The 25,662-nt window shown below is 40.0% G+C and carries 24 protein-coding genes; 19 read left to right on the top strand and 5 right to left on the bottom strand.

Annotated elements, in window-relative coordinates; genetic code table 11:
- The 7 genes from R3X26_RS06435 to R3X26_RS06405 all read left to right on the top strand — a co-directional run bounded on the left by R3X26_RS06435 (nt 1) and on the right by R3X26_RS06405 (nt 9,299).
- Entirely contained in the window at nt 1-714 is a 714-nt protein-coding gene (locus R3X26_RS06435) for a succinate dehydrogenase iron-sulfur subunit (protein WP_317716396.1), read from the top strand.
- A 165-nt stretch (nt 715-879) separates the two neighbouring features.
- Complete coding sequence (gene sucA, locus R3X26_RS06430) at nt 880-3,690, top strand: 2-oxoglutarate dehydrogenase E1 component (protein WP_317716395.1); 2,811 nt, start codon at nt 880-882, stop codon at nt 3,688-3,690.
- A 32-nt stretch (nt 3,691-3,722) separates the two neighbouring features.
- On the top strand, nt 3,723-4,931 hold the full coding sequence (gene odhB, locus R3X26_RS06425; protein WP_317716394.1) for a 2-oxoglutarate dehydrogenase complex dihydrolipoyllysine-residue succinyltransferase: 1,209 nt from the start codon (nt 3,723-3,725) through the stop codon (nt 4,929-4,931).
- A gap of 310 nt (nt 4,932-5,241) precedes the next feature.
- Nucleotides 5,242-6,408, top strand: a complete 1,167-nt coding sequence (gene sucC / locus R3X26_RS06420; protein WP_317716393.1) for an ADP-forming succinate--CoA ligase subunit beta — start codon at nt 5,242-5,244, stop codon at nt 6,406-6,408.
- A complete protein-coding gene (gene sucD / locus R3X26_RS06415; protein ID WP_317716392.1) occupies nt 6,408-7,280 on the top strand; it encodes a succinate--CoA ligase subunit alpha in 873 nt (290 codons plus the stop codon). Before sucC ends, sucD begins: the two co-directional genes overlap by 1 nt.
- Before the next feature lie 219 nt (nt 7,281-7,499).
- Nucleotides 7,500-8,066 (top strand): NnrU family protein, encoded by a 567-nt coding sequence (locus R3X26_RS06410; protein ID WP_317716391.1) that lies wholly within the window; start codon nt 7,500-7,502, stop codon nt 8,064-8,066.
- A 147-nt stretch (nt 8,067-8,213) separates the two neighbouring features.
- Nucleotides 8,214-9,299: a TRAP transporter substrate-binding protein gene (locus tag R3X26_RS06405; protein ID WP_317716390.1), complete on the top strand. Its 1,086-nt coding sequence runs from the start codon at nt 8,214-8,216 to the stop codon at nt 9,297-9,299.
- A gap of 47 nt (nt 9,300-9,346) precedes the next feature.
- On the opposite strand, the gene R3X26_RS06400 is transcribed toward R3X26_RS06405, so the two are convergent.
- Nucleotides 9,347-10,525 carry a multidrug effflux MFS transporter gene (locus R3X26_RS06400; RefSeq protein WP_317716389.1) on the bottom strand — a complete coding sequence of 393 codons (1,179 nt, stop codon included), beginning with the start codon at nt 10,523-10,525 and terminating at the stop codon, nt 9,347-9,349.
- A 214-nt stretch (nt 10,526-10,739) separates the two neighbouring features.
- Nucleotides 10,740-11,324 carry a superoxide dismutase [Fe] gene (gene sodB / locus R3X26_RS06395; protein ID WP_317716388.1) on the bottom strand — a complete coding sequence of 195 codons (585 nt, stop codon included), beginning with the start codon at nt 11,322-11,324 and terminating at the stop codon, nt 10,740-10,742.
- Between the two features lie 276 nt (nt 11,325-11,600).
- Between sodB and R3X26_RS06390 the strand changes: the two genes are divergently transcribed.
- Nucleotides 11,601-11,924, top strand: a complete 324-nt coding sequence (locus R3X26_RS06390) for a Grx4 family monothiol glutaredoxin (protein ID WP_317716387.1) — start codon at nt 11,601-11,603, stop codon at nt 11,922-11,924.
- A gap of 137 nt (nt 11,925-12,061) precedes the next feature.
- On the opposite strand, the gene R3X26_RS06385 is transcribed toward R3X26_RS06390, so the two are convergent.
- Nucleotides 12,062-13,384: a Na+/H+ antiporter family protein gene (locus R3X26_RS06385; RefSeq protein WP_317716386.1), complete on the bottom strand. Its 1,323-nt coding sequence runs from the start codon at nt 13,382-13,384 to the stop codon at nt 12,062-12,064.
- A 26-nt stretch (nt 13,385-13,410) separates the two neighbouring features.
- Nucleotides 13,411-14,067, bottom strand: a complete 657-nt coding sequence (gene rnt, locus R3X26_RS06380) for a ribonuclease T (RefSeq protein WP_317716439.1) — start codon at nt 14,065-14,067, stop codon at nt 13,411-13,413.
- A gap of 214 nt (nt 14,068-14,281) precedes the next feature.
- Here rnt and motY point away from each other — a divergent pair, with 214 nt between their 5' ends.
- On the top strand, nt 14,282-15,166 hold the full coding sequence (gene motY / locus R3X26_RS06375) for a flagellar protein MotY (RefSeq protein WP_317716385.1): 885 nt from the start codon (nt 14,282-14,284) through the stop codon (nt 15,164-15,166).
- 114 nt (nt 15,167-15,280) lie between these two features.
- Here motY and purU read toward each other — a convergent pair whose 3' ends face one another.
- Complete coding sequence (gene purU, locus R3X26_RS06370; RefSeq protein WP_317716384.1) at nt 15,281-16,114, bottom strand: formyltetrahydrofolate deformylase; 834 nt, start codon at nt 16,112-16,114, stop codon at nt 15,281-15,283.
- Between the two features lie 228 nt (nt 16,115-16,342).
- Here purU and R3X26_RS06365 point away from each other — a divergent pair, with 228 nt between their 5' ends.
- The 10 genes from R3X26_RS06365 to R3X26_RS06320 all read left to right on the top strand — a co-directional run bounded on the left by R3X26_RS06365 (nt 16,343) and on the right by R3X26_RS06320 (nt 25,588).
- The gene (locus R3X26_RS06365; protein WP_317716383.1) at nt 16,343-16,540 is read left to right on the top strand and encodes a hypothetical protein; all 198 of its coding nucleotides are present in this window, start codon (nt 16,343-16,345) and stop codon (nt 16,538-16,540) included.
- Nucleotides 16,541-16,647: 107 nt separating this feature from the next.
- On the top strand, nt 16,648-18,561 hold the full coding sequence (locus tag R3X26_RS06360; RefSeq protein ID WP_317716382.1) for an ATP-dependent DNA helicase: 1,914 nt from the start codon (nt 16,648-16,650) through the stop codon (nt 18,559-18,561).
- Nucleotides 18,562-18,588: 27 nt separating this feature from the next.
- Complete coding sequence (gene tsaB / locus R3X26_RS06355) at nt 18,589-19,290, top strand: tRNA (adenosine(37)-N6)-threonylcarbamoyltransferase complex dimerization subunit type 1 TsaB (RefSeq protein WP_317716381.1); 702 nt, start codon at nt 18,589-18,591, stop codon at nt 19,288-19,290.
- A gap of 81 nt (nt 19,291-19,371) precedes the next feature.
- Nucleotides 19,372-19,665 (top strand): chromosome partitioning protein ParA, encoded by a 294-nt coding sequence (locus R3X26_RS06350; RefSeq protein ID WP_317716380.1) that lies wholly within the window; start codon nt 19,372-19,374, stop codon nt 19,663-19,665.
- A 114-nt stretch (nt 19,666-19,779) separates the two neighbouring features.
- Nucleotides 19,780-20,325, top strand: coding sequence for a Slp family lipoprotein (locus tag R3X26_RS06345; RefSeq protein WP_317716379.1), 546 nt, complete (start codon nt 19,780-19,782; stop codon nt 20,323-20,325).
- Nucleotides 20,326-21,204 carry an alpha/beta hydrolase gene (locus tag R3X26_RS06340; RefSeq protein ID WP_317716378.1) on the top strand — a complete coding sequence of 293 codons (879 nt, stop codon included), beginning with the start codon at nt 20,326-20,328 and terminating at the stop codon, nt 21,202-21,204. It begins immediately after the preceding gene.
- 152 nt (nt 21,205-21,356) lie between these two features.
- Nucleotides 21,357-23,072, top strand: coding sequence for a long-chain-fatty-acid--CoA ligase FadD (gene fadD, locus R3X26_RS06335; protein ID WP_317716377.1), 1,716 nt, complete (start codon nt 21,357-21,359; stop codon nt 23,070-23,072).
- Between the two features lie 98 nt (nt 23,073-23,170).
- Entirely contained in the window at nt 23,171-24,292 is a 1,122-nt protein-coding gene (rnd, locus tag R3X26_RS06330; protein WP_317716376.1) for a ribonuclease D, read from the top strand.
- Nucleotides 24,293-24,300: 8 nt separating this feature from the next.
- The gene (locus tag R3X26_RS06325) at nt 24,301-24,576 is read left to right on the top strand and encodes a YcgL domain-containing protein (RefSeq protein ID WP_317716375.1); all 276 of its coding nucleotides are present in this window, start codon (nt 24,301-24,303) and stop codon (nt 24,574-24,576) included.
- Between the two features lie 40 nt (nt 24,577-24,616).
- Nucleotides 24,617-25,588, top strand: a complete 972-nt coding sequence (locus tag R3X26_RS06320; RefSeq protein WP_317716374.1) for a lytic murein transglycosylase — start codon at nt 24,617-24,619, stop codon at nt 25,586-25,588.
- The last annotated feature ends 74 nt before the right edge of the window (nt 25,589-25,662 follow it).

Here is a 25,662-nt window from a genome sequence, read left to right as displayed (position 1 = left end):
ATGAAACTGAATTTCTCTCTTTACCGTTATAATCCTGACGTAGACAGTAAACCTTATATGAAGGATTACGTACTCGAAGTGGATGAAGGTACAGACATGATGGTGTTAGATGCGCTGATTCTGTTAAAAGAACAAGATGCGTCAATTTCTTTCCGTCGTTCATGCCGAGAAGGTGTATGTGGTTCAGATGGTTTGAATATGAATGGCAAAAATGGCTTAGCTTGTATTACGCCGTTGTCAGCACTGATGGAACAAAACCCTATAGTCATCAGACCACTACCAGGTCTACCAGTGGTTCGTGATTTAATTGTGGACATGACACAATTTTATGATAATTATGAGAAAGTTAAGCCGTATTTGATTTCAGATGGTAATCAACCACCATCAAGAGAAAATTTACAGATGCCTGAAGAACGTGTTCATCTGGATGGACTATATGAATGTATTATGTGCGCATGCTGTACAACATCGTGCCCATCATTTTGGTGGAATCCAGATAAATTCATTGGGCCTGCTGGTTTGCTTGCTGCGTATCGCTGGTTAATTGATAGCCGAGATACCGCGACAGACGAACGCTTATCAGATCTCGATGATGCATTTAGCGTTTTTCGTTGCCATGGCATCATGAATTGTGTAAGTGTTTGTCCTAAAGGATTAAATCCGACTAAAGCAATTGGCCATATTAAAACCATGTTAGTGAATAGATCGGTCTAAGCTTTATTAGGAAACAACTGCAATATTTTATTAGTGAATATTGTAATAGTAAGCAAAATTGAAAAATAGGCATTGCCAGCATTGTGAACATATTGCAGTGCTGGCTATATACATAAAGCCCGAATAAATCGGGATTAAAGTGAAAACTACTGGTTAAGGGAATATATGCACAACGGCGTGATGAAGGCATGGCTCGAGTCTTCACACTTGGCTGGCGCCAATGCAACTTACGTAGAAGAACTCTACGAACTGTATCTAAGTGACCCGGATCTGGTCAGTGAGGAATGGAAACGTGTGTTTGAAGATTTGCCTGCGCAATCTTCCGAGGTGACAGAACAATCTCACTCACGTGTCCGTGACTACTTCCGGAGACTCGCCCAAGAGACAAAGCATTACAATGTCCAAGTTAGTGATCCAGATGTCGATGCTAAACAAGTTAAAGTTTTACAATTAATCAATGCCTATCGATTCCGAGGGCATCAAGCAGCTAACCTAGACCCACTAGGTATATGGGAACGTGACCCCGGTCCGGACCTAGACCCTGCATTTCATAACCTTACTCAAGACGACTTTGAAGAAACCTTCAATGTAGGCTCTTTTGCAGTAGCACAAGATTCTATGCAGTTAGGTGATCTTTATTCTGCGTTGAAAAAGACCTACTGTGGCTCAATCGGTGCAGAATATATGCATATGACGAATACAGAGCAAAAACGCTGGGTTCAACAGCGTTTAGAATCTGTATTAGGCCAGCCAACGTTCACAGCAGAAGAAAAAGCAACTTTTCTTGATGAATTAACTGCCGCTGAAGGCCTAGAGCGTTATTTGGGAGCTAAATTCCCAGGTGCAAAACGCTTTTCTCTAGAAGGTGGTGATGCACTTATTCCAATGACTAAAGAATTGATTCGTCATGCGGGTAAATCCGGTATGCGTGAAGTAGTTATTGGTATGGCTCACCGTGGCCGTCTAAACATGTTGGTCAATGTATTAGGCAAAAAGCCACAAGACCTATTTGATGAGTTTGCCGGAAAGCACGATGATACTTGGGGTACAGGTGACGTTAAATATCACCAAGGTTTCTCTGCGGACTTTGCCACTCCTGGCGGCGATGTACACTTAGCTCTCGCGTTTAACCCTTCTCACTTAGAAATTGTTAATCCGGTAGTTATTGGTTCAGTACGAGCTCGTCAAGATCGCCTTAAAGATAAAGATGGTAGTATGGTATTGCCAATCACAATTCATGGCGATTCAGCTATTGCAGGTCAAGGTGTTGTACAAGAGACCTTTAATATGTCTCGTACTCGCGGATTTCAAGTTGGTGGAACAGTCAGAATTGTTGTTAATAACCAAGTTGGCTTCACCACGTCGAACCCTAGAGATACTCGTTCTACTATGTACTGTACTGATATTGCAAAAATGGTACAGGCTCCTATTTTCCATGTAAATGCTGATGATCCAGAAGCCGTTGCTTTCATAACGCGTATTGCCCTAGATTATCGAAATACATTTAAACGCGATGTAGTGATTGATTTAGTGTGTTATCGCCGCCATGGTCACAATGAGGCAGATGAACCTAACGCTACCCAGCCATTGATGTATCAAAAAATCAAAAAACACCCAACGCCACGTAAGCTTTATGCTGATGTGTTAATTGATCGTGGTGAAATTGATATCGGTAAAGCTACTGAATTGGTTAATGACTACCGTGATGCACTCGACCATGGTGAAGTCGTCGTAAAAGAATGGCGTCCAATGGAAATGCATTCCGTTGATTGGAACCCTTATCTTGGACACGATTGGAATATCGAGTGGGATAGCGAGTATGAACTTACTCGACTTAAAGATCTTGGTGAAAAACTGTGTGATTATCCGGAAAGTCATAAGTTACAAAGTCGTGTAAATAAAATTTATAACGACCGTCGAGCAATGATTAGCGGCGAAAAAGCACTCGACTGGGGTATGGCTGAAATTTTAGCCTATGGAACACTGGTTGATGATGGCAAACGTATCCGTATTTCTGGTCAGGATTCTGGTCGTGGTACTTTTTTCCATCGCCATTCGGTATTGCATAATCAGGAAGATGCTAGCACTTATGTACCGCTGCAGAATGTTCATTCTAAACAAGGTCCATTTCAAGTGTTTGACTCGGTTCTGTCAGAAGAAGCGGTATTAGCGTTTGAATATGGCTATGCAACCGCAGAGCCAGGTGGTTTAACCTTATGGGAAGCACAGTTCGGTGATTTCGCTAACGGTGCTCAAGTGGTTATCGACCAGTTCATTTCGTCTGGAGAACAGAAATGGGGGCGGTTATGTGGTCTAACGATGCTGTTACCGCATGGTTATGAAGGGCAAGGTCCAGAGCACTCATCTGCACGACTAGAGCGTTATTTGCAGTTGTGCGCGGAGCAAAATATTCAAGTTGTTGTGCCTTCAACACCTGCACAAGTTTACCACATGATTCGTCGTCAAGTTGTCCGTCCTATGCGTCGTCCACTGGTGGTCATGTCGCCGAAGTCTTTACTTCGTCATCCATTGTGTACCTCGACACTTGAAGAACTTGCACAAGGCACTTTTCAACCTGCGATTGGTGAAGTTGATGAGATAGAACCAAGCCAAGTGAAACGTGTGGTATTTTGTTCTGGTAAAGTCTATTACGATTTATTAGATCAAAGACGCAAGAACGAACAAAATGATGTGGCGATTATTCGTATAGAGCAATTGTACCCATTCCCATTATTTGAAGTGCGTGATTTGATAGAACAATATGAAAACGTGCAAGATTTTGTTTGGTGTCAAGAAGAACCACAGAATCAAGGTGCTTGGTATTGTAGTCAGCATAACTTCCGTAATGCGATTCGAGATGGTGTTCTAAAATATTCAGGAAGACCAGCTTCAGCATCTCCAGCGGTCGGCTATATGTCGGTACATATGAAACAACAAAAAGCGTTGGTTGATGACGCTTTGAATCTAGATTTTTGATGAAGAACTAGAAGTTAAAGGAAGAATAAACTATGACAATTGAAATTCTGGTTCCAGACTTGCCTGAATCCGTCGCTGATGCAACGGTGGCAACTTGGCATAAAAAACCAGGTGAAGCAGTTGCTCGTGATGAAGTGATTGTTGACATCGAAACAGACAAAGTAGTACTCGAAGTTCCAGCACCAGAAGCAGGTGTATTGGATGCGATTATAGAAGAAGAAGGTGCTACGGTACTTTCGAAGCAATTACTGGCTCGTATTAAACGCGGAGCAGTGGCCGGTGAGCCAACTTCCGCAACGACCACTACGACAGAAGAATCTCCAGATCAGCGTCATAAAGCAGCACTGACTGAGGAATCGAATGACACATTAAGTCCTGCGATTCGCCGTTTGTTGGCAGAACATAGTATCCAAGCGAGTCAGATAAAAGGTACTGGTGTTGGTGGCCGGATTACTAGAGAAGATGTTGATGGTTATTTAACGAACGCCAAAACAGCGGCTAAAGATGAAGCCGCTCCAGCGATAGATACGCCTGCTGCGGCACGTAGTCAAAAACGCGTACCAATGACTCGTTTACGTAAACGAGTTGCTGAGCGTTTGCTGGAAGCGAAAAACAGCACAGCCATGCTGACTACTTTTAACGAAGTGAATATGAAACCTATCATGGATCTGCGTAAACAGTATCAAGAGCAGTTTGAAAAACGTCATGATATACGTTTAGGCTTTATGTCTTTCTATGTTAAAGCAGTAACAGAAGCGCTTAAACGTTACCCAGAAGTGAATGCTTCAATCGATGGTGAAGATATCGTTTACCATAACTACTTTGACATTAGTATGGCAGTGTCAACTCCACGCGGGTTGGTGACACCAGTACTGAAAGATTGCGATATGCTCGGTATGGCAGATATAGAGAAAGGGATCAAAGAACTGGCTATTAAAGGTCGTGATGGCAAGCTTACCGTAGAAGAATTGACAGGCGGTAACTTCACTATTACTAATGGTGGTGTATTTGGTTCATTAATGTCAACGCCAATTATTAACCCACCGCAAGCGGCAATTCTTGGTATGCACAAAATTCAAGACCGCCCTATGGCGATTAATGGCAAAGTAGAAATCTTACCGATGATGTATTTGGCCCTGTCTTATGACCACCGCCTAATTGATGGTAAAGAGTCAGTTGGATTCTTGGTAACGATCAAAGAATTACTTGAAGATCCTGCACGTTTACTGCTCGATGTTTAAGTTATTTACACATCAGTTGTTATATTAACTGAGAAAAACAGAGCTAGGCAGCTCAACACCTAGCTCTAATTTTACTAAGGCGTTGCTTAAAGTTAGCCGTGTAAGCTGCGGTTATTAAATATCTTTATGCCAACTAAAAAACCCTACAAATGTAAAGGAAGCCTCAATATTATAAATTTATTCGCTTTAGATACTATTTACTCAGGCATTTGTGAATCGAGTAAGTAACAACGTTGGCGAGAAATTGAATAATATTTTGTACTTTATGGAAATAATAATCCCTTAAGGGATAGGAAAATGGAATAGCACAATGAATTTGCATGAATATCAAGCGAAACAGCTATTTGCTGAGTTCGGACTGCCAGTACCAGAAGGCTATGCGTGTGACACTGCACAAGAAGCATTTGAGGCGGCGGGCCGCATCAGTACAGAAAAAAAGGTCGTAAAATGTCAAGTTCACGCTGGTGGACGCGGTAAAGCCGGCGGCGTAGAGTTGCATGATACTAAAGATGGCGTTAAAGCGTTCGCACAGAAATGGCTTGGCAAAAATTTAGTTACATATCAAACTGATGCTAACGGTCAACCGGTCAGTAAAATTTTGGTTGAAGAAGCCTCTAGTATCGCGAATGAACTTTACCTCGGAGCGGTTGTTGACCGTTCAACACGTCGAATCGTGTTTATGGCATCAACTGAAGGCGGAGTAGAGATTGAAAAAGTGGCCGAAGAAACACCAGAGCTTATCCACAAAGCCGCGATCGATCCACTGGTTGGCCCACAAGCCTACCAAGGACGTGAATTGGCCTTTAAGCTAGGTTTGAAAGGCGACCAAATTAAGCAATTCAGTAAAATTTTCATGGGTCTAGGTAACATGTTTGCTCAATATGACCTTGCTTTGTTGGAAATTAATCCATTGGTCATCACTGGTGACGGAAATCTTTTATGTCTTGACGGTAAAATTAATATCGATTCTAACGCGATGTATCGTCAGCCAAAATTACGTGAGATGCACGATGCATCTCAAGAAGATGAACGTGAAGCACATGCGGCGCAGTGGGAACTAAACTATGTTGCACTCGATGGCAGCATTGGTTGTATGGTTAACGGTGCCGGTTTAGCTATGGGCACCATGGATATTGTTAATCTGCATGGTGGTCAGCCAGCAAACTTCCTTGATGTTGGAGGGGGGGCAACTAAAGAACGTGTAACAGAAGCGTTTAAAATTATTCTTTCTGATGAAAATGTTAAAGCCGTATTGGTGAATATTTTTGGTGGAATCGTTCGTTGTGATTTAATCGCAGACGGTATTATCGGTGCAGTTGAAGAAGTTGGTGTTAAAGTGCCAGTAGTGGTTCGACTCGAAGGTAATAACGCCCCACTAGGTTCAAAAAAATTGGCCGAAAGTGGACTCAATATTATTGCAGCGACCTCGCTAAAAGAAGCTGCGGAAAAAGTAGTTGCAGCAGCGGAGGGCAAATAATGTCTGTATTAATTGATAAAAATACCAAAGTTATCTGCCAAGGTTTCACTGGCGGACAAGGTACATTTCATTCAGAACAAGCGATTGAATATGGTACACAAATGGTGGGTGGTGTTTCACCTGGTAAAGGTGGTCAAATTCATCTAGGTTTGCCGGTATTTAATACGGTGAGAGAAGCGGTAGAAACAACCGGTGCAACAGCTTCGGTTATCTACGTTCCAGCGCCATTTTGTAAAGATGCTATTCTAGAGGCTATCGACGCTGGTATTACTTTAATTGTAACAATTACCGAAGGTATTCCAACGCTTGATCTGCTTGATGTAAAAGTACGCTTAGATGAAGCTGGCGTGCGTATGATTGGTCCTAATTGCCCAGGTGTTATTACGCCTGATGAATGTAAAATTGGTATTATGCCGGGCCATATTCATAAAAAAGGCAAAGTCGGCATTGTATCGCGTTCAGGTACGCTAACTTACGAAGCGGTTAAGCAGACTACTGACGAAGGTTTTGGTCAATCGACATGTGTTGGTATTGGCGGAGATCCGATTCCGGGTTCGAACTTTATCGATATATTAAAACTGTTTGAACAAGATCCAGAAACAGAAGCAATTGTTATGATTGGTGAGATTGGCGGAACCGCTGAAGAAGAAGCAGCAGCTTTTATCAAAGATAACGTAACTAAACCTGTTGTATCTTATATCGCTGGTGTGACTGCACCTCCTGGTAAGCGTATGGGACATGCAGGTGCGATTATCTCTGGTGGTAAAGGGACTGCTGAAGATAAATTTGCCGCTTTGGAAGCCGCGGGTGTAAAAACCGTTAAAAGTCTTGCCGATATTGGTCAAGGTCTGCGAGAGATTACTGGTTGGTAAAGAGGGTATATAGCTGGTTAATATTGCCAACTAAACTGCCTATCTAAATAGACTAATTAAATCTTAATAGAAAAGCTTGAACATTTGTTCGAGCTTTTTTTTTGCTTTGGACTTACTATTAGCAGGACAAATAATAGTATAAAAAGTATAAATACATAAAATATAAAACTATTATTTGTTCAACGTTCGTTGTCGTTTGGTTTAAAGGAAGCTATTGCTATGTTGAGTTTACTGTTGGGGTTGTTGTTATTTTTGGGGATGCATTCTACGTCCATTTTTGCACCTTCTATTAGACAAAAAATGGCGCAAAAAAGTGAATTGGGGTGGAAAGCGATCTATTCGATTGTTTCGATTCTCGGTATTTACTTCATTGCGATAGGTTATAACGCTCTTCGAATGGAACCTGTTTTAATTTATGTCACGCCTTATTGGTTTAGACATATTACCTATCTCTTAATGGTTCCAGTGATGATTCTTTTCGTTACCCCGTATTTACCTGGGAAAATAAAACAAGTCACCAAACATCCACAATTGATTGCCGTGAAGTTATGGGCATTAAGTCACTTATTAGTTAACGGCATGCTGGCCGACGTTATTCTGTTTGGTGCTTTTCTTGCTTGGGCGGTACTTGACCGAATTTCGATGAAAAAGCGTGAACAACGGCCAATACCTAGCTTAAAACCCTCAATTATCAATGATGTTATAGCGGTGGTAGTTGGAATTGTATTGGCATGTGTATTTGTAATGTATTTGCATGGTAAGTTGATTGGTATGCCACTAATGTAAATTATTGGTTCGGTTTCCCCTATTTTAATAAAAAACGATGCAAATGCATCGTTTTTTAGTTTGTGTCGTAAATATTACTTGACCTTATTAATGAATGCCGTAAATTTATCTGTACATTTCGAATGTATTAAAATTATAGAGGAACGGATGAGATCCCAAAATAAAATTAAGCTGTTATTAAAAACAGCGACAATTGCAGCGATTGCTGCTTTTTCAGTTTCAACTCATGCTGCCGACAAAGTATATCGTTTAAAACTAGCAGAAACTTGGGGGCCAAATACGCCAATCCTCGGAGATGCAAGTAAGAACATGGCTAAAATTGCCAATGAAATGTCTAACGGTCGATTGCAAATACGTATTGATTCAGCCAATAAGCATAAAGCACCGCTGGGTGTGTTTGATATGGTTAAATCTGGTCAATATGACTTGGGCCATTCAAGTTCGTACTATTGGAAAGGTAAGGTTCCAAACACGTTGTACTTCTCATCAATGCCTTTCGGCCTAATGACAACGGAGCAGTATGCATGGTTTTATCGTGGTGGCGGTATGGAGTTAATGCAAGAAGTGTATGCACCTCATAACTTACTCTCTTTCCCGGGTGGCAATTCAGATATTCAAATGGGTGGATGGTTTAGAAAAGAGATCAACTCTATCGAAGACCTACAAGGGCTCAAAATGCGTATCCCTGGGTTCGCAGGAGAAGTGTTTGCTCGAGTCGGTGCTAAGCCAACCAATATTGCGCCAGGAGAGCTATACACGTCATTAGAGCGCGGTACTATCGATGCGCTAGAATGGGTAGGTCCTGCATTTGATTTACGTATGGGCTTTCAAAATATCGCACCATATTACTATACTGCATGGCATGAGCCAGGTTCAGAAACGCAATTCTTAGTAAATAAAAGAACTTGGGATAAACTACCAAAAGACTTACAAGTTATCTTAGAAACATCATTCCGTGTAGCCGCATTTGACATGTATGTTCAAGCAATTGACGAAAATGCTGAAAGTTGGGAAAAAATGTTAAGTGATAATCCAAACATTAAAGTACGAGATTTCCCACCAGAAGTGCTTGATAGAATGCTGCAAGAAAAAGAAGCTTTACTTGCTGAGTATGCAGAAAAAGATCCACTGGCTAAGAAGATTATTGATTCTCAAGCAACGTATTTAAAACGTGTACGCGCTTGGACTAATATCTCGACTAAAGCTTATTTAGACAGTACTTCAGCTGAATAAGTTATTTACTGACTCGTATTACAAAGCTCGGTATTTACTGGGCTTTTTTATTGTTTGGGTTCAGATTTAAAACCAAACCAAATACCGATAGAACTTAATACCGTAATGAAGACCACTACCACACCTAAATGCCATGCCTGTTGAATCCCAAAGCTCATCAAAATCATGCCAAGTAACGAAGCAAAGGTCATTTGCCCACCGCCTGATAAAGCTGCGACTGAGCCCGCCTTTTCTTTATAAGGCACCAATAATTGTGTTTGAGCACAAGGGAATGCAATGCCGTTACCTAAGGTTAAAAGGAATTGTCCAAACATCATTGAAAGTGGCGTAAGTGGCGCGAAGATCAACCATATAGCACCAGTTAAATGGACGAAAGGAGCGCAGAATAGCATTCTCTTTGTGCCAATTTTAGGCCGTACTCGATTACAAATAGTACCACCCACCAATAAACCACAAGCAGGAATAAGTGCCCACAATGCATACTGATCAGAGTTCATTCCAATTTGAATTTGCATGATAAAAGGCATAACTGAAATAGAAATAACCACCAAACTAAAATTAAACCAACCGATGCTAGCGAAACTTAAAAAGTAACGGGAAGTAATAAGCATCTTATAAGTTGAGAGCATAGCGGTAATATTCGGCAATGGTTTTTTTACCGCTAATGTTTCGGTAAAGACAAAAAGCAACAAAGTAATAACCAAGCCAATATAAGAAAGTAGAGCGATAAATACCGCTAACCAACCAAACGCATGGTTGATAAATCCACCAAGAACGGGGGCAATAATAGGGGTAAATGAAGCTACAATAGTCACCCAAGAAAGCGCTCTTGGTAGGTTAGCACCGTCGTAAGAATCCCGTATTGAAGCCCTAGCCAATACAGCACAGCAGCCAGCACCTAGCCCTTGTATAAATCGTCCTAATACCAACATATCAAACGAAAAACTGGCCAATATCGCTATTGATAAACCTAAAATAGCTAAAAATAACCCTGCTATAAGTATAGGCTTTCGGCCTAGTGCGTCAGATATCGGTCCATAAATAAGCTGAGAAGGTCCAAAACCTAACAAGTAGATAGAAATGAGCAATTGAGCATCTTCCGCAGAGATAGAAAAGTCTTGAGCAATCCAAGGTAAAGCAGGAAAAACTAAGCCCATACTAAATTGGCCAATACTAACGATAAGTCCAGCAAGTAGGACGGGTTTCCAGTCAAAAGAAGAAGGCATGGTTGTTCCAATAATAGCTAACAGACTCAACCAATAATGGTAAGTCTAGATGACATTTGAGAATTAAAGATGCCCTGATTATTGTATGAGAACTAGAGCTTGTCGATGGTTATTTTTAATAAATTCAATGAGTTTTTAGTCAATAACGGATTTTTATTCACCGTTTAAATACAAAAAGCTGGCCTAGGCCAGCTTTTGCATCAGGAAGAGAAAACTATTTTGCTAGGTTTTCTGCTACGAATTCCCAATTAACTAACGCCCAGAAACCATTCATGTAATCTGGACGAACGTTACGGTAGTCGATGTAGTAGGCGTGTTCCCATAGATCAACAGTAAGTAACGGAGTAACAGTATCGTCAGTTAGTGGCGTTGCTGCATTTGATGTGTTTACTATATCTAAAGAACCATCAGCTTTCTTAACAAGCCAAGTCCATGAAGAACCGAAGTTGTTGATTGCTGAATCGGTGAATTTTGCTTTAAATTCTTCAAAAGAACCGAATGATGCAGTAATTGCTTCTGCAACTGCACCTGTTGGTTCGCCACCTGCATTTGGAGCAAGGCAGTGCCAGTAGAACGTATGGTTCCAGATTTGCGCTGCGTTGTTGAAAATACCAGCAGAAGAAGTTTTTATGATCTCTTCTAATGATTTGTTTTCAAACTCAGTACCTGGAATAAGGCCATTTAGTTTTACAACGTAAGTGTTGTGGTGTTTACCGTGGTGAAAATCTAGAGTTTCAGCTGAGATATGTGGTTCTAGTGCATCTTTTGCATAAGGAAGTGCTGGTAATTCAAAAGCCATTGCCGGATTCTCCATTGATTTGAAAGATTGATTCTTTCGGTTGCTTCCAATAATTATTTTTATTTCGTCAAGTAAGCTGACTTAGTAAATAGTTTATCAAGTTTTTACTTTATTAAAAGCCTATTAACAAAAAAAACTTCAAAATGTAATTATCTTATCTGCGGATAAGATAATTAAGCATAGCTTAAAACCTTACTTATATTGTGCTTTTTATTCTTGTGCAAACCAGTAGAATGCTACCGTAACGTTAAGTGTTAAAACTAATGCGAGAAGACAATGGAAACTATCGATAAAATTAAACAACAGATTGAAGAAAACTCGATCTTGCTTTACATGAAAGGTTCACCTAAATTACCAAGTTGTGGCTTTTCCTCTCAAGCATCTCAAGCGCTTATGGCGTGTGGTGAACAATTTGCTTATGTGGATATTTTACAGAATCCAGATATCCGAGCAGAATTACCCGCTTACGCTCAATGGCCGACTTTTCCACAATTGTGGGTTGACGGAGAGTTAGTTGGCGGTTGTGATATTATTCTAGAAATGTTTCAAAAAGGTGAACTTCAACCACTTATAAAAGAAGCGGCTGAAAAAGCACAATAAATTTAAGTTCTACAAAAAACCAGTGACGAGTCACTGGTTTTTTTATTTATGAGTTTGATGGTATTTTTCCGAGCAATATTGTCAAATTAATACCTTTATGTTCGTCATTATCATTAATATTAAAGTGACTTCTGCGGCTAGAGCACCATCGCAGCAATCCAACCGAATACAATTAATGGGATATTGTAATGAACAAAGGTTGGAACGACCGTTTCCCATACATGTTCGTGCTGTCCATCTGCATTTAGACCTGATGTTGGGCCTAAGGTTGAATCCGACGCAGGTGAACCTGCATCACCAAGGGCTGCAGCAGTCCCTACCAATGCAATTGTTGCCATTGGCGAAAAGCCAAATGCCATTGCTAGCGGTACGTAAATGGTAGCAATAATTGGTATGGTGGAGAACGAAGAGCCGATTCCCATTGTTACCAGTAAACCAACCACCAACATCAGTAGTGCAGCAAGCGCTTTATTATCGCCTATGCTGGTAGATAACGCTTCCACCAACGTTTCTACACCACCTGTTTGCTTCATTACCGCTGCAAAACCTGCTGCTGCAATCATAATAAAACCAATCATTGCCATCATGTGGACGCCACGTGTGAAAACATCTTGTGTTTCTTTCCACGCAATTACGCCGCCAAAAGTAAACACCATAAATCCAGCTAGACCACCTATTATCATCGATCCAGTAGTAAGCTGTGCTCCGAGAGCAACTACAATGGCAATAGCCGCGATTACAATATTTTTACTATTAATTTGGACTTCATTACTTACCGTAGTGAGTTCAGTCTGCTTGTATTCACGAGGCTTACGATAAGTAAATAGAATTGCGGTAAGCAAACCGGCAATCATACCTAATCCAGGTAACATCATTGCTGTTGGGACTTGGCTTGCGACTACGTCAGGCAATCCGTTATCGTGTAAATTTTTTAACAGGATATTATTAAGGAAAATACCACCAAAGCCGATAGGCAATACCATATATGGAGTGACCAAACCAAAAGTCAGCACACAGGCGATCAAACGTCTATCTAATTTCAGTTTTGCAAAAACGCCCAACAGAGGAGGAATTAATATTGGAATAAAGGCGATGTGAACAGGGATAACATTTTGTGAAGACATTGTGACAAGAATTAATGCGCAAATAACTAGATATTTTAGTCCAGTGCTAGCCGCGCCATTTTCTTTGCCATGAATGCGCTTAATCACATTTTGAGCAAGTAAATCGGTTAAGCCTGATTTGGAAATCGCAACCGCGAATGTTCCCAACATTGCATAACTTAGTGCGATAGTTGCACCACCACCTAAGCCACTTTCAAATGCTGAGACAGAGTCTGTGAGCGTCATACCGGAAACAAGTCCACCGACGATAGCACTGAAGGTAAGCGCTACAACAACGTTAACTCTCATCAGTGCAAGTAATAGCATGATACATACTGAAATAACTACAGGGTTCATAACAATCTCGTTTAGTAATAGGTATTTTATGGTTGTTCGGTGTCGTCATCGGCTAGTGGCCAGCCTCCTAAGGCTCTCCACTTATTGACTATTCCGCAAAAAAGCTCGGCTGTTCTTTCTGTGTCGTATAAAGCAGAATGAGCTTCTTTGTTGTCAAAATCCAACCCAGCAGATTTGCATGCTTTTGCCAAAACAGTTTGACCATAAGCGAGGCCGCTTAATGCCGCTGTGTCAAAAGTAGCGAAGGGATGGAAGGGGACGCGTTTTAGTTTGCAACGTTCACTGGCTTGCATAACAAAACTATGGTCAAAATTTGCGTTGTGGGCGACCATAATCGCTCGGCTACAGCCGGCTTGTTTTTGTTCTTTTCTTATTAATTTATTTATTTCTTTCAAGGCAGTTTCTTCTGCAACTGCACCACGCAATGCGCTATACGGATCGCGAATTCCATTAAATTCTAATGCTGCTTTTTCTAGATTAGCACCTTCAAAAGGTTCTATATGAAAGTGAATAGTGGACGCTGGATGTAAATCACCATTCTCGTCCATTTTTAGGGTAATGGCGCAAATTTCCAAAAGTGCATCGGTTTTTGCATTAAAACCAGCAGTCTCTACGTCAATAACGACTGGAAAATAGCCGCGAAAGCGTTTTTTAAGGGTCAACTCTTCGTTTTCTACAGTCATCATTTTGCTATAAAGAACCGTCATGTTTGATAAGACGCGCATTATTGCAGATTCTCGCTCGAAGAAAAATGGTTAAAGTCAATTCTCTGTCTATAACTTGGCTAACTTCTTGCTATATCAAATACAGTTAAATGGAAAGTAAGTGAAAATGGACGTGTTTTCCTTGTAAAGCGGCAGTCGTTTGCCGTTTCAGCATAAAAGAGTTTTAGTTGTTATGAAAAAACGGATAGCGTTATGTACCCTAGTTACCGCCTCTGCACTGATATCACCTTTTTCAGAGGCAACAGCTGTCCGCTATGTAGCGGCACCTGAACAATCGTCTTGGCAAATGGCCACTAACACTCCTTTAGAGTGTCGTCTAGTTCATCCTATTCCACACTACGGGCAAGCCGAGTTTTCATCACATGCGAGTAAAAAAATTAATTTAGACTTCGAATTGAAAATGCGTCGACCTATGGGAGAAACGCGTAGTGTAAGTTTGGTGTCTATGCCTCCAGCTTGGCGTGCAGGTGAAAGTGCCGATAGAATGAATACTATGAAATTTTTTAAGCAGTTTGATGGTTATGTCGGTGGTCAAACAGCATGGGGAATATTATCGGAGTTAGAAAAAGGTCGTTATCCTACGTTTAGCTATGCCGATTGGGTTAGCCGTAATCAAAGAGTTGAAGTGTCGTTGTCTTCTGTCACATTTAGACAAAAATATGATGCCTTTACCCACTGTTTAAGCCAATTATTACCGTACAGTTTTGAGGACATTTCTTTCACTATTTTGCATTACGACAGAAATAGTGATCAATTAAATAAAGCGTCTGAAAAACGATTATATCAAATTGCCGATTACATTAGGTACAATCAAGATATTGATTTAGTGTTAGTTTCTGCTTATACCGACTCAAGTGGTGATAAAGATTTGAATCAATCATTGTCGGAAAGAAGAGCAATAGTGTTGAAAGATTATTTTAAATCGATTGGTTTAGAAGATAACAGAATTCGAATTCAAGGTTATGGAGAGCGTCGACCGGTTGCGGACAATGCTTCACCCATAGGAAAAGATCAAAATAGACGAGTGGTTATTTCATTAGGTCGAAGCCAAGTTTAATTGAGTTTTTGCGGTTAACTTAGTTTGCTGTGACATACATTGGTTTTAAAAAGTAGAAAGGCGATGTAAACCGTCTTTCTACTTTTTATAATCGATAACTAATATTTGAATCGGTTATAGAATAACCGTTTTGTTGCCATAAACAAAAACATGGTCATTAATGACTTTCATTAACGCTTTACTTAAGACGCTTTTTTCTACATCTCGCCCAGCTTGAGCCATATCTTGAGCACTAAAGTTGTGGTCCACCGGTATGACGTCTTGTTTAATGATAGGTCCTTCATCTAGGTCATCAGTGACAAAATGAGCGGTTGCGCCAATTATTTTAACGCCTCGGTCATATGCTTGTTGATAAGGTTTCGCACCGATAAAAGCCGGCAAGAAACTATGATGTATGTTAATTATTTTATGGTGGTAATTTTTAACAAAATTGGGCGTCAATATACGCATGTATTTTGCTAACACAACATAATCTGCTTGGTAACTGTCGATAACTTTTTGCATTTCCGCTTCATGCTGTTCACGAGTTAGATCTACATGTGAAACATGGTGATAAGGGATATCGAACTTTTCGGTTAATGCTTGTAGCGTATCGTAATTACCCACTACCGCTGCGATATCGACATTTAAACTTCCGTCATACGCTTTCATTAAAATATCACCCAAGCAATGTGATTCTTTAGTGACCAATATGACTATTTTCTTTCTTGTGGAGCTCATTAGTCTACGTTTAGTGCCTTCTGGAAGTGCGTAGTCGAGATCAGCTAAAAAAGTTTTATCATTAAAATAACCTTCAAGCTCAGTACGCATAAAAAAGTGACCGACAGCATTATCGACATACTCATTATTATGGATGATATTCAATTGATGCTTGTAACAGATATTAGTGATCTTAGCGATTAGACCGGGCGCGTCGCTACAGTGGGTTAATAAGGTCTTCTTTTCCATTCTTTTTTACATCCAAAAGTACAATTTTATAAAATAGCTAAATATATTTAAAAGCTCAACCACTTGTTGAGTTAGTGATCAGTGCCACAATAATAGCCCTATAATTAATCTATTCTTACTATGGTTTCAACAAAATTTAAGCGATATTACAGGTAATATGCATCTTGTTGATTTATTCCAAATTGTTTGATCAAATTTTTCATGTGACTCTTTATAAGGGAATACGTTATGGATAAAGAACTACTCGCACGTAAACTTTACTGCCAAAGAATCAACAACATGGTTGGCTCTCATCATATCGATGAACAAATAATTAGTGAGCTTTGGGAAAGCAGGACTAATCCAGTTGATGCGGTAAAAAGCATCCTCTCCGAAAATGATAGTTTTGATGGACCTGCTTGGTTGTCGAGATATTTACAGCGTTAACAAAAAAATTTATCACAATGATTTTTCTGATGCGAATAAATCCTTATTCGCACCAACTCATCAAACCTGACATAATCCGCTTACAGTTTAACTTCCTTGCTAATTAAATGATACGCAAAACTTTCTCTTCGGACGGTGCGCTTGGTAAAGCTATACCAGGTTTTTCTGCTAGACAGCCTCAAATTGATATGGCTGAAGCAGTGAATAAAGCCATCAAGGACAAATCGCAACTGGTAATTGAAGCCGGAACGGGTACAGGTAAAACCTTTGCTTATTTGGTGCCGGCACTGTTAAGTGGTAAAAAAGTTATCATTAGTACTGGGTCAAAAAATCTACAAGAGCAGCTTTTCCATCGTGATTTACCGTTGATGGTAGATGCGCTCGGTTATTATGGTCAAGTTGCCTTATTAAAAGGTCGTTCCAATTATTTGTGTTTAGATCGATTGAGTCGACAATTAGTCGAAAGCCACACTAACGAAGCAGAGCCGACGCTACTGACGCAATTGATCAAAGTGCGGAGTTGGTCTTCGACCACTAAAAGTGGTGATTTAGGCGATTGCGAAGATATCGCTGAAGATAGTCCAATCATTGCTTCAATTACGTCAACTAATGATAATTGTTTAGGTAAAGAATGCCCAAGCTTTGAAGATTGTTTTGTTTTAAAGGCACGAAAAAAAGCCATGGATGCTGATGTTGTTGTGGTAAATCATCATCTTTTTTTGGCTGATTTGGCGATTAAGGAAACTGGATTCGGTGAATTGATTCCAGAAGCGGATGTGTTTATTTTTGATGAAGCTCATCAATTACCTGATATTGCTAGCCAATATTTTGGTCAATCGTTATCGAGTAGGCAATTGCTTGAACTGTCCAAGGATATAGACATCGGATACCGCACAGAAGCCCGAGATATGCGTCAATTACAAAAGGTATCAACTCGGTTGAGCCAGTCAGCAATGGATATGCGTATTGTCTTGGGAGACACGGGGTACAAAGGCAATTGGCGCGAAGCGTTAAAGTCGGAATCGGTTGTACGAGAATTGAGTCGACTACAAGACAGCTTAGGATTAGCAATTGATGTGCTCAAATTAGCGTTAGGCCGTAGCCAATTGCTCGATACAGCGTTTGAGCGCGCTAATACGATTAAATCTCGACTGGATCGCGTTTGTGACGTTTCTATAATGGGTTATTCTTATTGGTATGAAACGACACCGCGACAATTTTCTTTGCATATTACCCCCCTCTCGGTTGCCGATAAATTTAAGCAACAAATTGAACAAAAGGACGGATGTTGGGTGTTCACTTCCGCTACTTTAGCCGTATCGGATGATTTTGGACATTTTACTCATCGTTTAGGTTTGCAGCCCAAGGAGCAGTTTTCTTTACCAAGCCCTTTTGATTATCAAACTCAAGCAAAACTTTGTGTGCCGCGATATTTGCCTGAACCTAATAGTCCTGGATTATCGAAAAAACTAGTCTCAATGCTCGCCCCTGTCATTGAACAAAATAATGGTCGCTGTTTCTTTTTATGCACTTCTCATAGCATGATGAAAGAATTGACCGAGGGCTTTCGTGCCATATTGACAATTCCTGTATTGATGCAAGGCGAAACAAGTAAACAAAAATTACTGGCAGAGTTCATGGAATTAGGTAATGCATTGTTAGTGGCTACTGGGGCTTTTTGGGAAGGGATAGATGTTAGAGGTGATACGCTAAGCTGTGTTATTATCGATAAATTACCTTTTACTGCCCCAGATGATCCGTTATTAAAAGCGCGGATAGAAGATTGTAAACTCAGTGGTGGAGAACCATTTCGTCAAGTTCAGTTACCTGATGCGGTGATCACTTTAAAGCAAGGGGTAGGGAGATTAATTCGAGATGGAAAAGATAGAGGTGTACTGATTATTTGCGATAATCGTCTTGTTACTAGAGATTATGGTGGGATTTTCTTGCAGAGCTTGCCACCTATACCAAGAACAAGAGATTTAACACAAGTCACTGCTTTTCTAGAAAAGCTAACTTAATCAATCATTATATAATTCGAGGCGTTAATGAAAGCAACAATTCTTGCTTTAGATACATCCACAGAAAATTGTTCCGTTGCATTAATGGTAGGGGACAACTTGATTAGTCGTAGTGAAATCGCACCTCGTGAGCACACGGCCAAAATATTACCTATGGTAGACGAATTGCTGCAGCAAGCTGGTATTACGTTAGATGATGTTGATGCGCTAGCTTTTGGCCGAGGTCCGGGAAGTTTTACTGGTGTACGTATTGGTATTGGTATTGCGCAGGGGTTAGCATTTGGCGCAAGTTTGCCTATGATAGGAATATCAACGTTAGCGGCCATGGCTCAAGGGGCTTATCGAGAACATGGTTCAACTTATGCGGCTTGTGCTATTGATGCTCGTATGAGCGAAGTGTACTGGGGCCGTTTTGTTCGTCAAGATAGTGGTGAATGGCGCGAATTTGAACCAGAGTGTGTTGTCGCTCCATCACAACTTATTGAAACAGTAGATGTAGATAGTCATCCGTGGTCGTTTACTGGTACTGGATGGCAAGCCTACCAACAAGATCTGGCTGCGCTTGAGATTAAAGGCCAACAAACGGACGTTTTATACCCAGAAGCAGAAGATATTGCTTTTCTTGCTCAATTGGAGTTTGCTAAAGGTAATACAACCTCAGCAGAAGAAGCGAGTCCGGTGTATTTACGAGATAAAGTAACTTGGAAGAAGCTGCCAGGTCGAGAATAGTAACTTATTAGAGGAATAGGGCTCTAATCAGTAAAAATAACGATATTATAATGGCGATAACTTTTTAAATGGTGACGATAAATGGTGACAGTGAATGGCTTAACGCCTGCAATAGTCCAACGAAATCATAAAGCACATAACAAAAGTGCTTTAAAAAATAGGGATACGCAAGATAATAATCAAACATCAAAAGTTGCGTCAGCAGTGGCGCAATCTATTCGGGCAGTGAGTGAGTCCGATTTAGAAAAAGTTGAACTTCAATATGACCTTCCTGAAGGTCATTCTCGTAGAGCAATGGAACAGTATATGGACGTATTCCATCACGCTAAAAAAGAACATCTTGCAAAGTTATTGGGTGTCGATATTTATATTTAGTATGTTGTTTTTCGATATTATTTTTATCTAATTCTAGTGTTCATGCCTAGTATTAGAGACAATATTATTAACCACTACCCTATCAATTTAGTTGGTTAATATTAAGGAAACTTTATGATCAGAATGTTGAGTGTAATCGTTATGTTGATGCTTGTATCGGCATGTTCTTCATTACCCCAATCACTTCATACCACTAACGAAAAAGTTATTACTGATTATCAGCAATGGTTAAATCTTCCTCAGGAGCAAGTCAAGGAAATTCGTCTTGGCGGAATTATTGCTAAGGTGACCAATTTGTCAGATAAGACCAGAATTGAAGTGGTGAATATACCAATTAGTAGCAATGGTAAACCCAGTTTAGATTTTGAGCCTTCCGGACGATTTGTTGCTTACGTTGATGGGTATGTTGAACCGATGGCCTATACAGAAGGCAGGCTCGTCACTTTGTTAGGTATTAGTCAAGGAGAAGAATTAGGTAAAGTTGACGAGTTCGAATTAGCTTTTCCAGTTATGCGGGTTACTGGGTCCCATTTATGGCGTATCGAAGAGACGGTTGTAGTGAGAGACGTTGACAGTCACTTTTCACCTTGCTACGGACTATATTGCCGAAGTTACAAAGGTTTGCCTAGCAAAGGAAAGGTTGTACAGGAAGTAAAATAGATGTTTATTGAAAAACAATACAAGCTAGTTCACAACAGACTAGCGACTATGGAATTAGGAGAGGCAAAAACGGCCGAAATAACGGTCGTTTTTATTCACGGGTGGTTAGATAACTCGGCTAGTTTTACCAAGTTGATGAAAGCATGTCATCAGTTAATGCCAGAGGCTCATTTGATCGCAGTAGATCTTCCTGGTCATGGGTTATCCACTCATCGTGAAGACGATAATTACTATCTTTTTCACGACTATCTTGATGATATTCACCAGTTTTTGAGTGTGTTAGAAACCAAGAAGATGGTATTAGTTGGCCATTCACTTGGTGCGTTTTTGGCTACTTGCTATAGTGCTGCTTTTCCTGAAAATGTTGCTGGATTAGTTCAAATAGAAGGTTTTGGCCCATTAGCAGAGTCGCCTAATAATACAGTCAAAAGATTGCGTGAAGGCATACTTAGTCGGCAAAAAATTAATGAGAAAAGGCAAAGATATTTTTTTAGTATTGATGAGATGGTTGATATTAGAGCAAAAGTGAATCATTTAAGACGACTCGAAGTCATGCCTATTGTAAAGAGAGGTACGATATTCGATGGCGAAGTTTGGAAATGGCGACATGACCCTAAGCTTCATGCTGATTCTTTGACAAGGATGTCACGTAGAAATGCCGAAGTTATTATGAAAGAAGTGCGCTGTCCACATTTAGTTATTCTTGGACAGTCTGGATATGATTATTTGTTACAACAAGCAGAAGCGGAACTTGAACATCCGATCTTGGCACAAAATAGTCAATTTAACGTTGAATACATTCCCGGCGGACACCACTGCCATATTCAACAGACTGAATTAACATCAGAGTTAATTGTTGGCTTAGTTAACAAAATTTAAACGTCTGTTTGATTGTTTCATACACAAGTGATTGAAGCTGTGTTGTAATAACTATGTTAATTAAATGAAAAACGCTTAAGTCTTTATGTATCGTATTGATAAAATCTATAACGCCTTATAACAACAAATTGCCAATAACGAGGAGTGTAATTGTGAATAAACCTTGGCTTTCACATTACCCGAGTGACGTACCCAAAGAAATCAACCCAGATCAATATCAATCTATAATAGAGATGTTTGAAAATGCAGTGCGCAATTACGCTGATCAGCCTGCATTTGAAAATATGGGTTCGATAATGACGTATCGAAAGCTTGAAGAGAGAAGTCGTGCATTTGCTGCATACTTACAAAATGATCTCAAGCTTAAAAAAGGCGAACGTGTGGCGTTGATGATGCCCAACTTGCTGCAATATCCGGTGGCCCTTTTTGGCATATTACGAGCAGGTCTGATTGCGGTGAATGTAAATCCTCTTTACACGCCCCGAGAACTGGAGCATCAACTTAACGATGCTGATGTGTCGACTATTGTAATCGTTTCAAACTTTGCCAGTACGTTAGAGAAAATTGTCGCGAATACGCCAATAAAAAATGTCGTCCTCACCAGTCTTGGCCAAATGTTGCCGAGAGCAAAAGGGACAGTCGTTGATTTTGTAGTGAAGTATGTAAAAAGATTAGTACCTAAATATCACTTGCCGGGTGCTATATCGTTTAGAAAAGCACTCTATAAAGGTCGTAGGCTACAATACGTCAAACCTTTTATGTCCGGTGAAGATATTGCTTTTTTACAGTACACCGGTGGTACAACAGGTGTAGCTAAGGGCGCTATTTTAACGCATCGCAATATGATTGCTAATGTGATGCAATGTAAAGGTGTGTACCAAGCGGTGTTACAAGAAGGACGTGAATCGGTGGTAACCGCATTACCTCTTTATCATGTGTTTGCGTTAACGGTAAATTGTTTATTGTTTATTGAATTCGGTGGTCGTAATTTACTTATTACTAACCCTCGCGATATACCAGGGTTCATCAAAGAGTTGCAAAATACCAAGTTTACTACACTGACAGGAGTAAACACTTTATTTAATGCATTAGTCAATAATGAAGACTTCCATGAGTTGAATTTTAGCAATCTGAAATTAACCATTGGTGGTGGAATGGCAGTGCAACGAGCAGTAGCAGAAAAGTGGCAAAAGGTTACAGGTGTAACTCTAGCAGAGGGTTATGGCCTGACCGAATGCTCACCATTAGTGTCTGTTAACCCGTATAATACCACAGAATATAATGGCTCCATCGGTATGCCTGTTTGTTCAACAGATGTTCGTATTGTTGATGATGAAGGCAAACCACTGGCAATGGATCAAGTTGGTGAATTACAAGTCAAAGGCCCACAAGTGATGCAAGGTTATTGGCAGCGGGCCGAAGCGACACGTAGCACAATTAGTGAAGACGGCTGGCTATCTACGGGGGATATTGTCAAAATTGATGACAAAGGCTATATCACAATAGTCGATCGCAAAAAAGATATGATCTTAGTTTCAGGATTTAATGTGTATCCTAACGAAATTGAAGATGTAGTCGTATTGCATGGTAAAGTCTTAGAAGTTGCAGCGATTGGTGAACCAAATAATGCGTCCGGTGAACTGGTTAAGATCTTTGTAGTTAAGCGTGATCCAAGCGTAACTTCACATGAGATTATTCAACATTGTCGACAATATTTAACCGGCTATAAAATACCGAAAGTCGTGGAATTTATTGACGAGCTACCTAAATCTAATGTGGGAAAAATTTTGCGTCGAGAATTACGTGAAGCTGATGAGGCTAGACGTAACGCTACGCAGGGGAAAAATAGTGTCAAAGAGGTTGCTTAAAATCGCTAAGACTAGCTTGTATTTAGAGGTTACTTAGCGTCACTCAAATGGTATGATGCCGACTATAACAGTCGGCATTTTTATGAATAGAGATTTATGTGGAATACAAAATAATTGATACAACATCGGCACTTGAAGCCGTTTGTGAGCTTGCCAGCCAAGCTGATAGTGTCATGCTAGACACTGAATTTGTGCGTACTCGAACTTACTTCCCGCAACTTGGCTTAATCCAGTTATATGATGGCAACAATCTTTCACTGATCGATCCTTCATGTATTGATGATATGTCTTCATTCGAAAAATTGCTTAAGGATGCCTCTGTATTAAAAGTATTGCATGCTTGTGGTGAAGATCTAGAAGTATTTAAACAAAGTTTTGGCTGTACTCCATTTCCTATGATTGATACTCAAATTATGGCTGCTTTCTTAGGCCATGGTCTATTGACTGGATTTGCGTCTTTAGTTAACCAATATCTAAATATTGAACTTGATAAAAGTGAATCGAGGACCGATTGGCTTGCTCGACCATTGACGTTACGACAACTAGAATATGCTGCTGCCGATGTATATTATTTGCTCCCTCTGTTTAATTCACTTGATCAACAAATTATTGAATCTGGATGGAAAGAGGCGGCGTTCCAAGAGTCGGAATTACTCATAGAAAAACGTTGCACGGTGTCTAATCCTGAGTCGGCTTATATTGATATAAAAGGAGCATGGCAACTCACTCCTAAGCAGTTAGCGGTTCTCAAACCACTCGCTATATGGCGCTTACAAGAAGCACTAAATAAAGATATATCCCTCAACTTTGTATTTAAAGAACAAGATCTTTGGACGGTTGCAAAGTTAGGCATTAAGTCACTACGAATGATGAATGAAGAGGGTTTTGATCAAAGAGCTATTCGCCGTCACGGAGAAAAAATCATCCAAATAGTGAAAAGTGCAGAACAGCTTAGCGAAGATCAATGGCCAGAAAAAATAGAGCGTTTGATGGATAAGCCAGCCTACAAGCAAACTTTTAAAGTGCTTAAAGATCATGTTAAACACGTTTCCCAATCGACTCATTTAGCCAGTGAATTTTTAGCTTCCAAGAAACAAATTAATCAATTGATTAGTTGGGCTTGGAAAAAGAATCGAGATCCTGAAATGTTGCCTGATTTAATGGTCGGTTGGAGAAGGGATGTACTTGGTGAAAAATTGGATACTTTATTAAAAGGTTAACTTTATTTATGTTGTGTTCGATATATAAAAGTAAGAAGAAAGATGGTGCTTATTTATACATTGCCGAAAAGGACAATTTTTCTCAAGTCCCAGAGGAATTGATGGCAATGTTTGGCGTGCCTCATTTTGTAATGGTGATTAAGTTAGATGGGCGTAAATTAGCCCAAGTCGATGTCAATAAAGTGAAAGAATCTCTACAAGAGGATGGTTTTTTCCTTCAACTTCCACCTCCAACACAAAATGTGTTGGAGCAATATAAAGCACAAAAACTAAAACAATCTTAAGCTTTATTACTAAAAAGTCAGCTAAAGGAGAGGGTTAACATTGAAAAAACTGGTCTTATTTATGTTAGGTATCGGACTAACAACCAATGCGTTTTCACAACAAAAAATGGAATTTACTGAATACGTTAATGGCTTAAAGCAAGAAGCGAGAGAGTATGGTATTTCAGAGCAGACAATAGAGAGTGCTTTCGCAAACGTAAAATATAAACCTAGAGCAATCAAAGCGGATAAGAATCAACCGGAAAAGAAACTTACTCTAGACGAATACATTCCAAGAGCAGTACCTGACTGGAAAATTAAACAAGCTAGAGCTCTGTATAAAGAGCATTATGAAGATCTGAATAGAATTGGTCTTGAGTACGGTGTTCAACCAAGATTCATCGTTGCTTTATGGGGTGTTGAAAGCAATTTTGGTAGGTTTACAGGTGGTTACAACGTTATAGATGCTTTGACGACTTTGGCTTATGACGGTAGACGAGAAGCGTTTTTTAAAAAAGAAACGATGGCGGCATTGACGATTCTGGAGCAAGAACATATCTCTATAGAGAACATGAAAGGGTCTTGGGCTGGTGCTATGGGACAGAGTCAGTTTATGCCAAGTTCATTTGTTCATTATGCGGTAGATGGTAATAGTGATGGAAAAATAGATATCTGGAATACTAAACCTGATGTGTTTGCTTCTGCCGCAAATTATTTAAAAAGCCATGGTTGGGACGACAAATATACCTGGGGTCGTCAGGTTAGTGTGCCTGAAAACTTATCGGCTAATTTGACTGGACGACAGCAAGAGAAAGCTAAAACATTACAAGAGTGGAACGATCTAGGTGTTCGAAAATTAAATGGTACATCATTACCACAAATAACCCCCGATATTGATGCGTGGTTGATTATGCCTGATGATAAAGGAGGACGTTCTTATTTAATTTATGGTAATTATCAGACATTAATGAAATGGAATCGTTCTTATTATTTTGGTCTAGCAGTAAGCCATTTAGCAGATAAAATTAACTAGATTAGTTGTTGCTAGGTTGCAATCTTCCTTTTAGGGAGATTGCAACAAGCGTGACTCTATTTAGATTACGTTTA

The sequence above is a fragment of the Vibrio sp. TH_r3 genome (genome assembly GCF_033101115.1).
Classification (GTDB): Bacteria; Pseudomonadota; Gammaproteobacteria; order Enterobacterales; family Vibrionaceae; genus Vibrio.
This window is presented reverse-complemented; position numbering and strand designations above follow the sequence as displayed.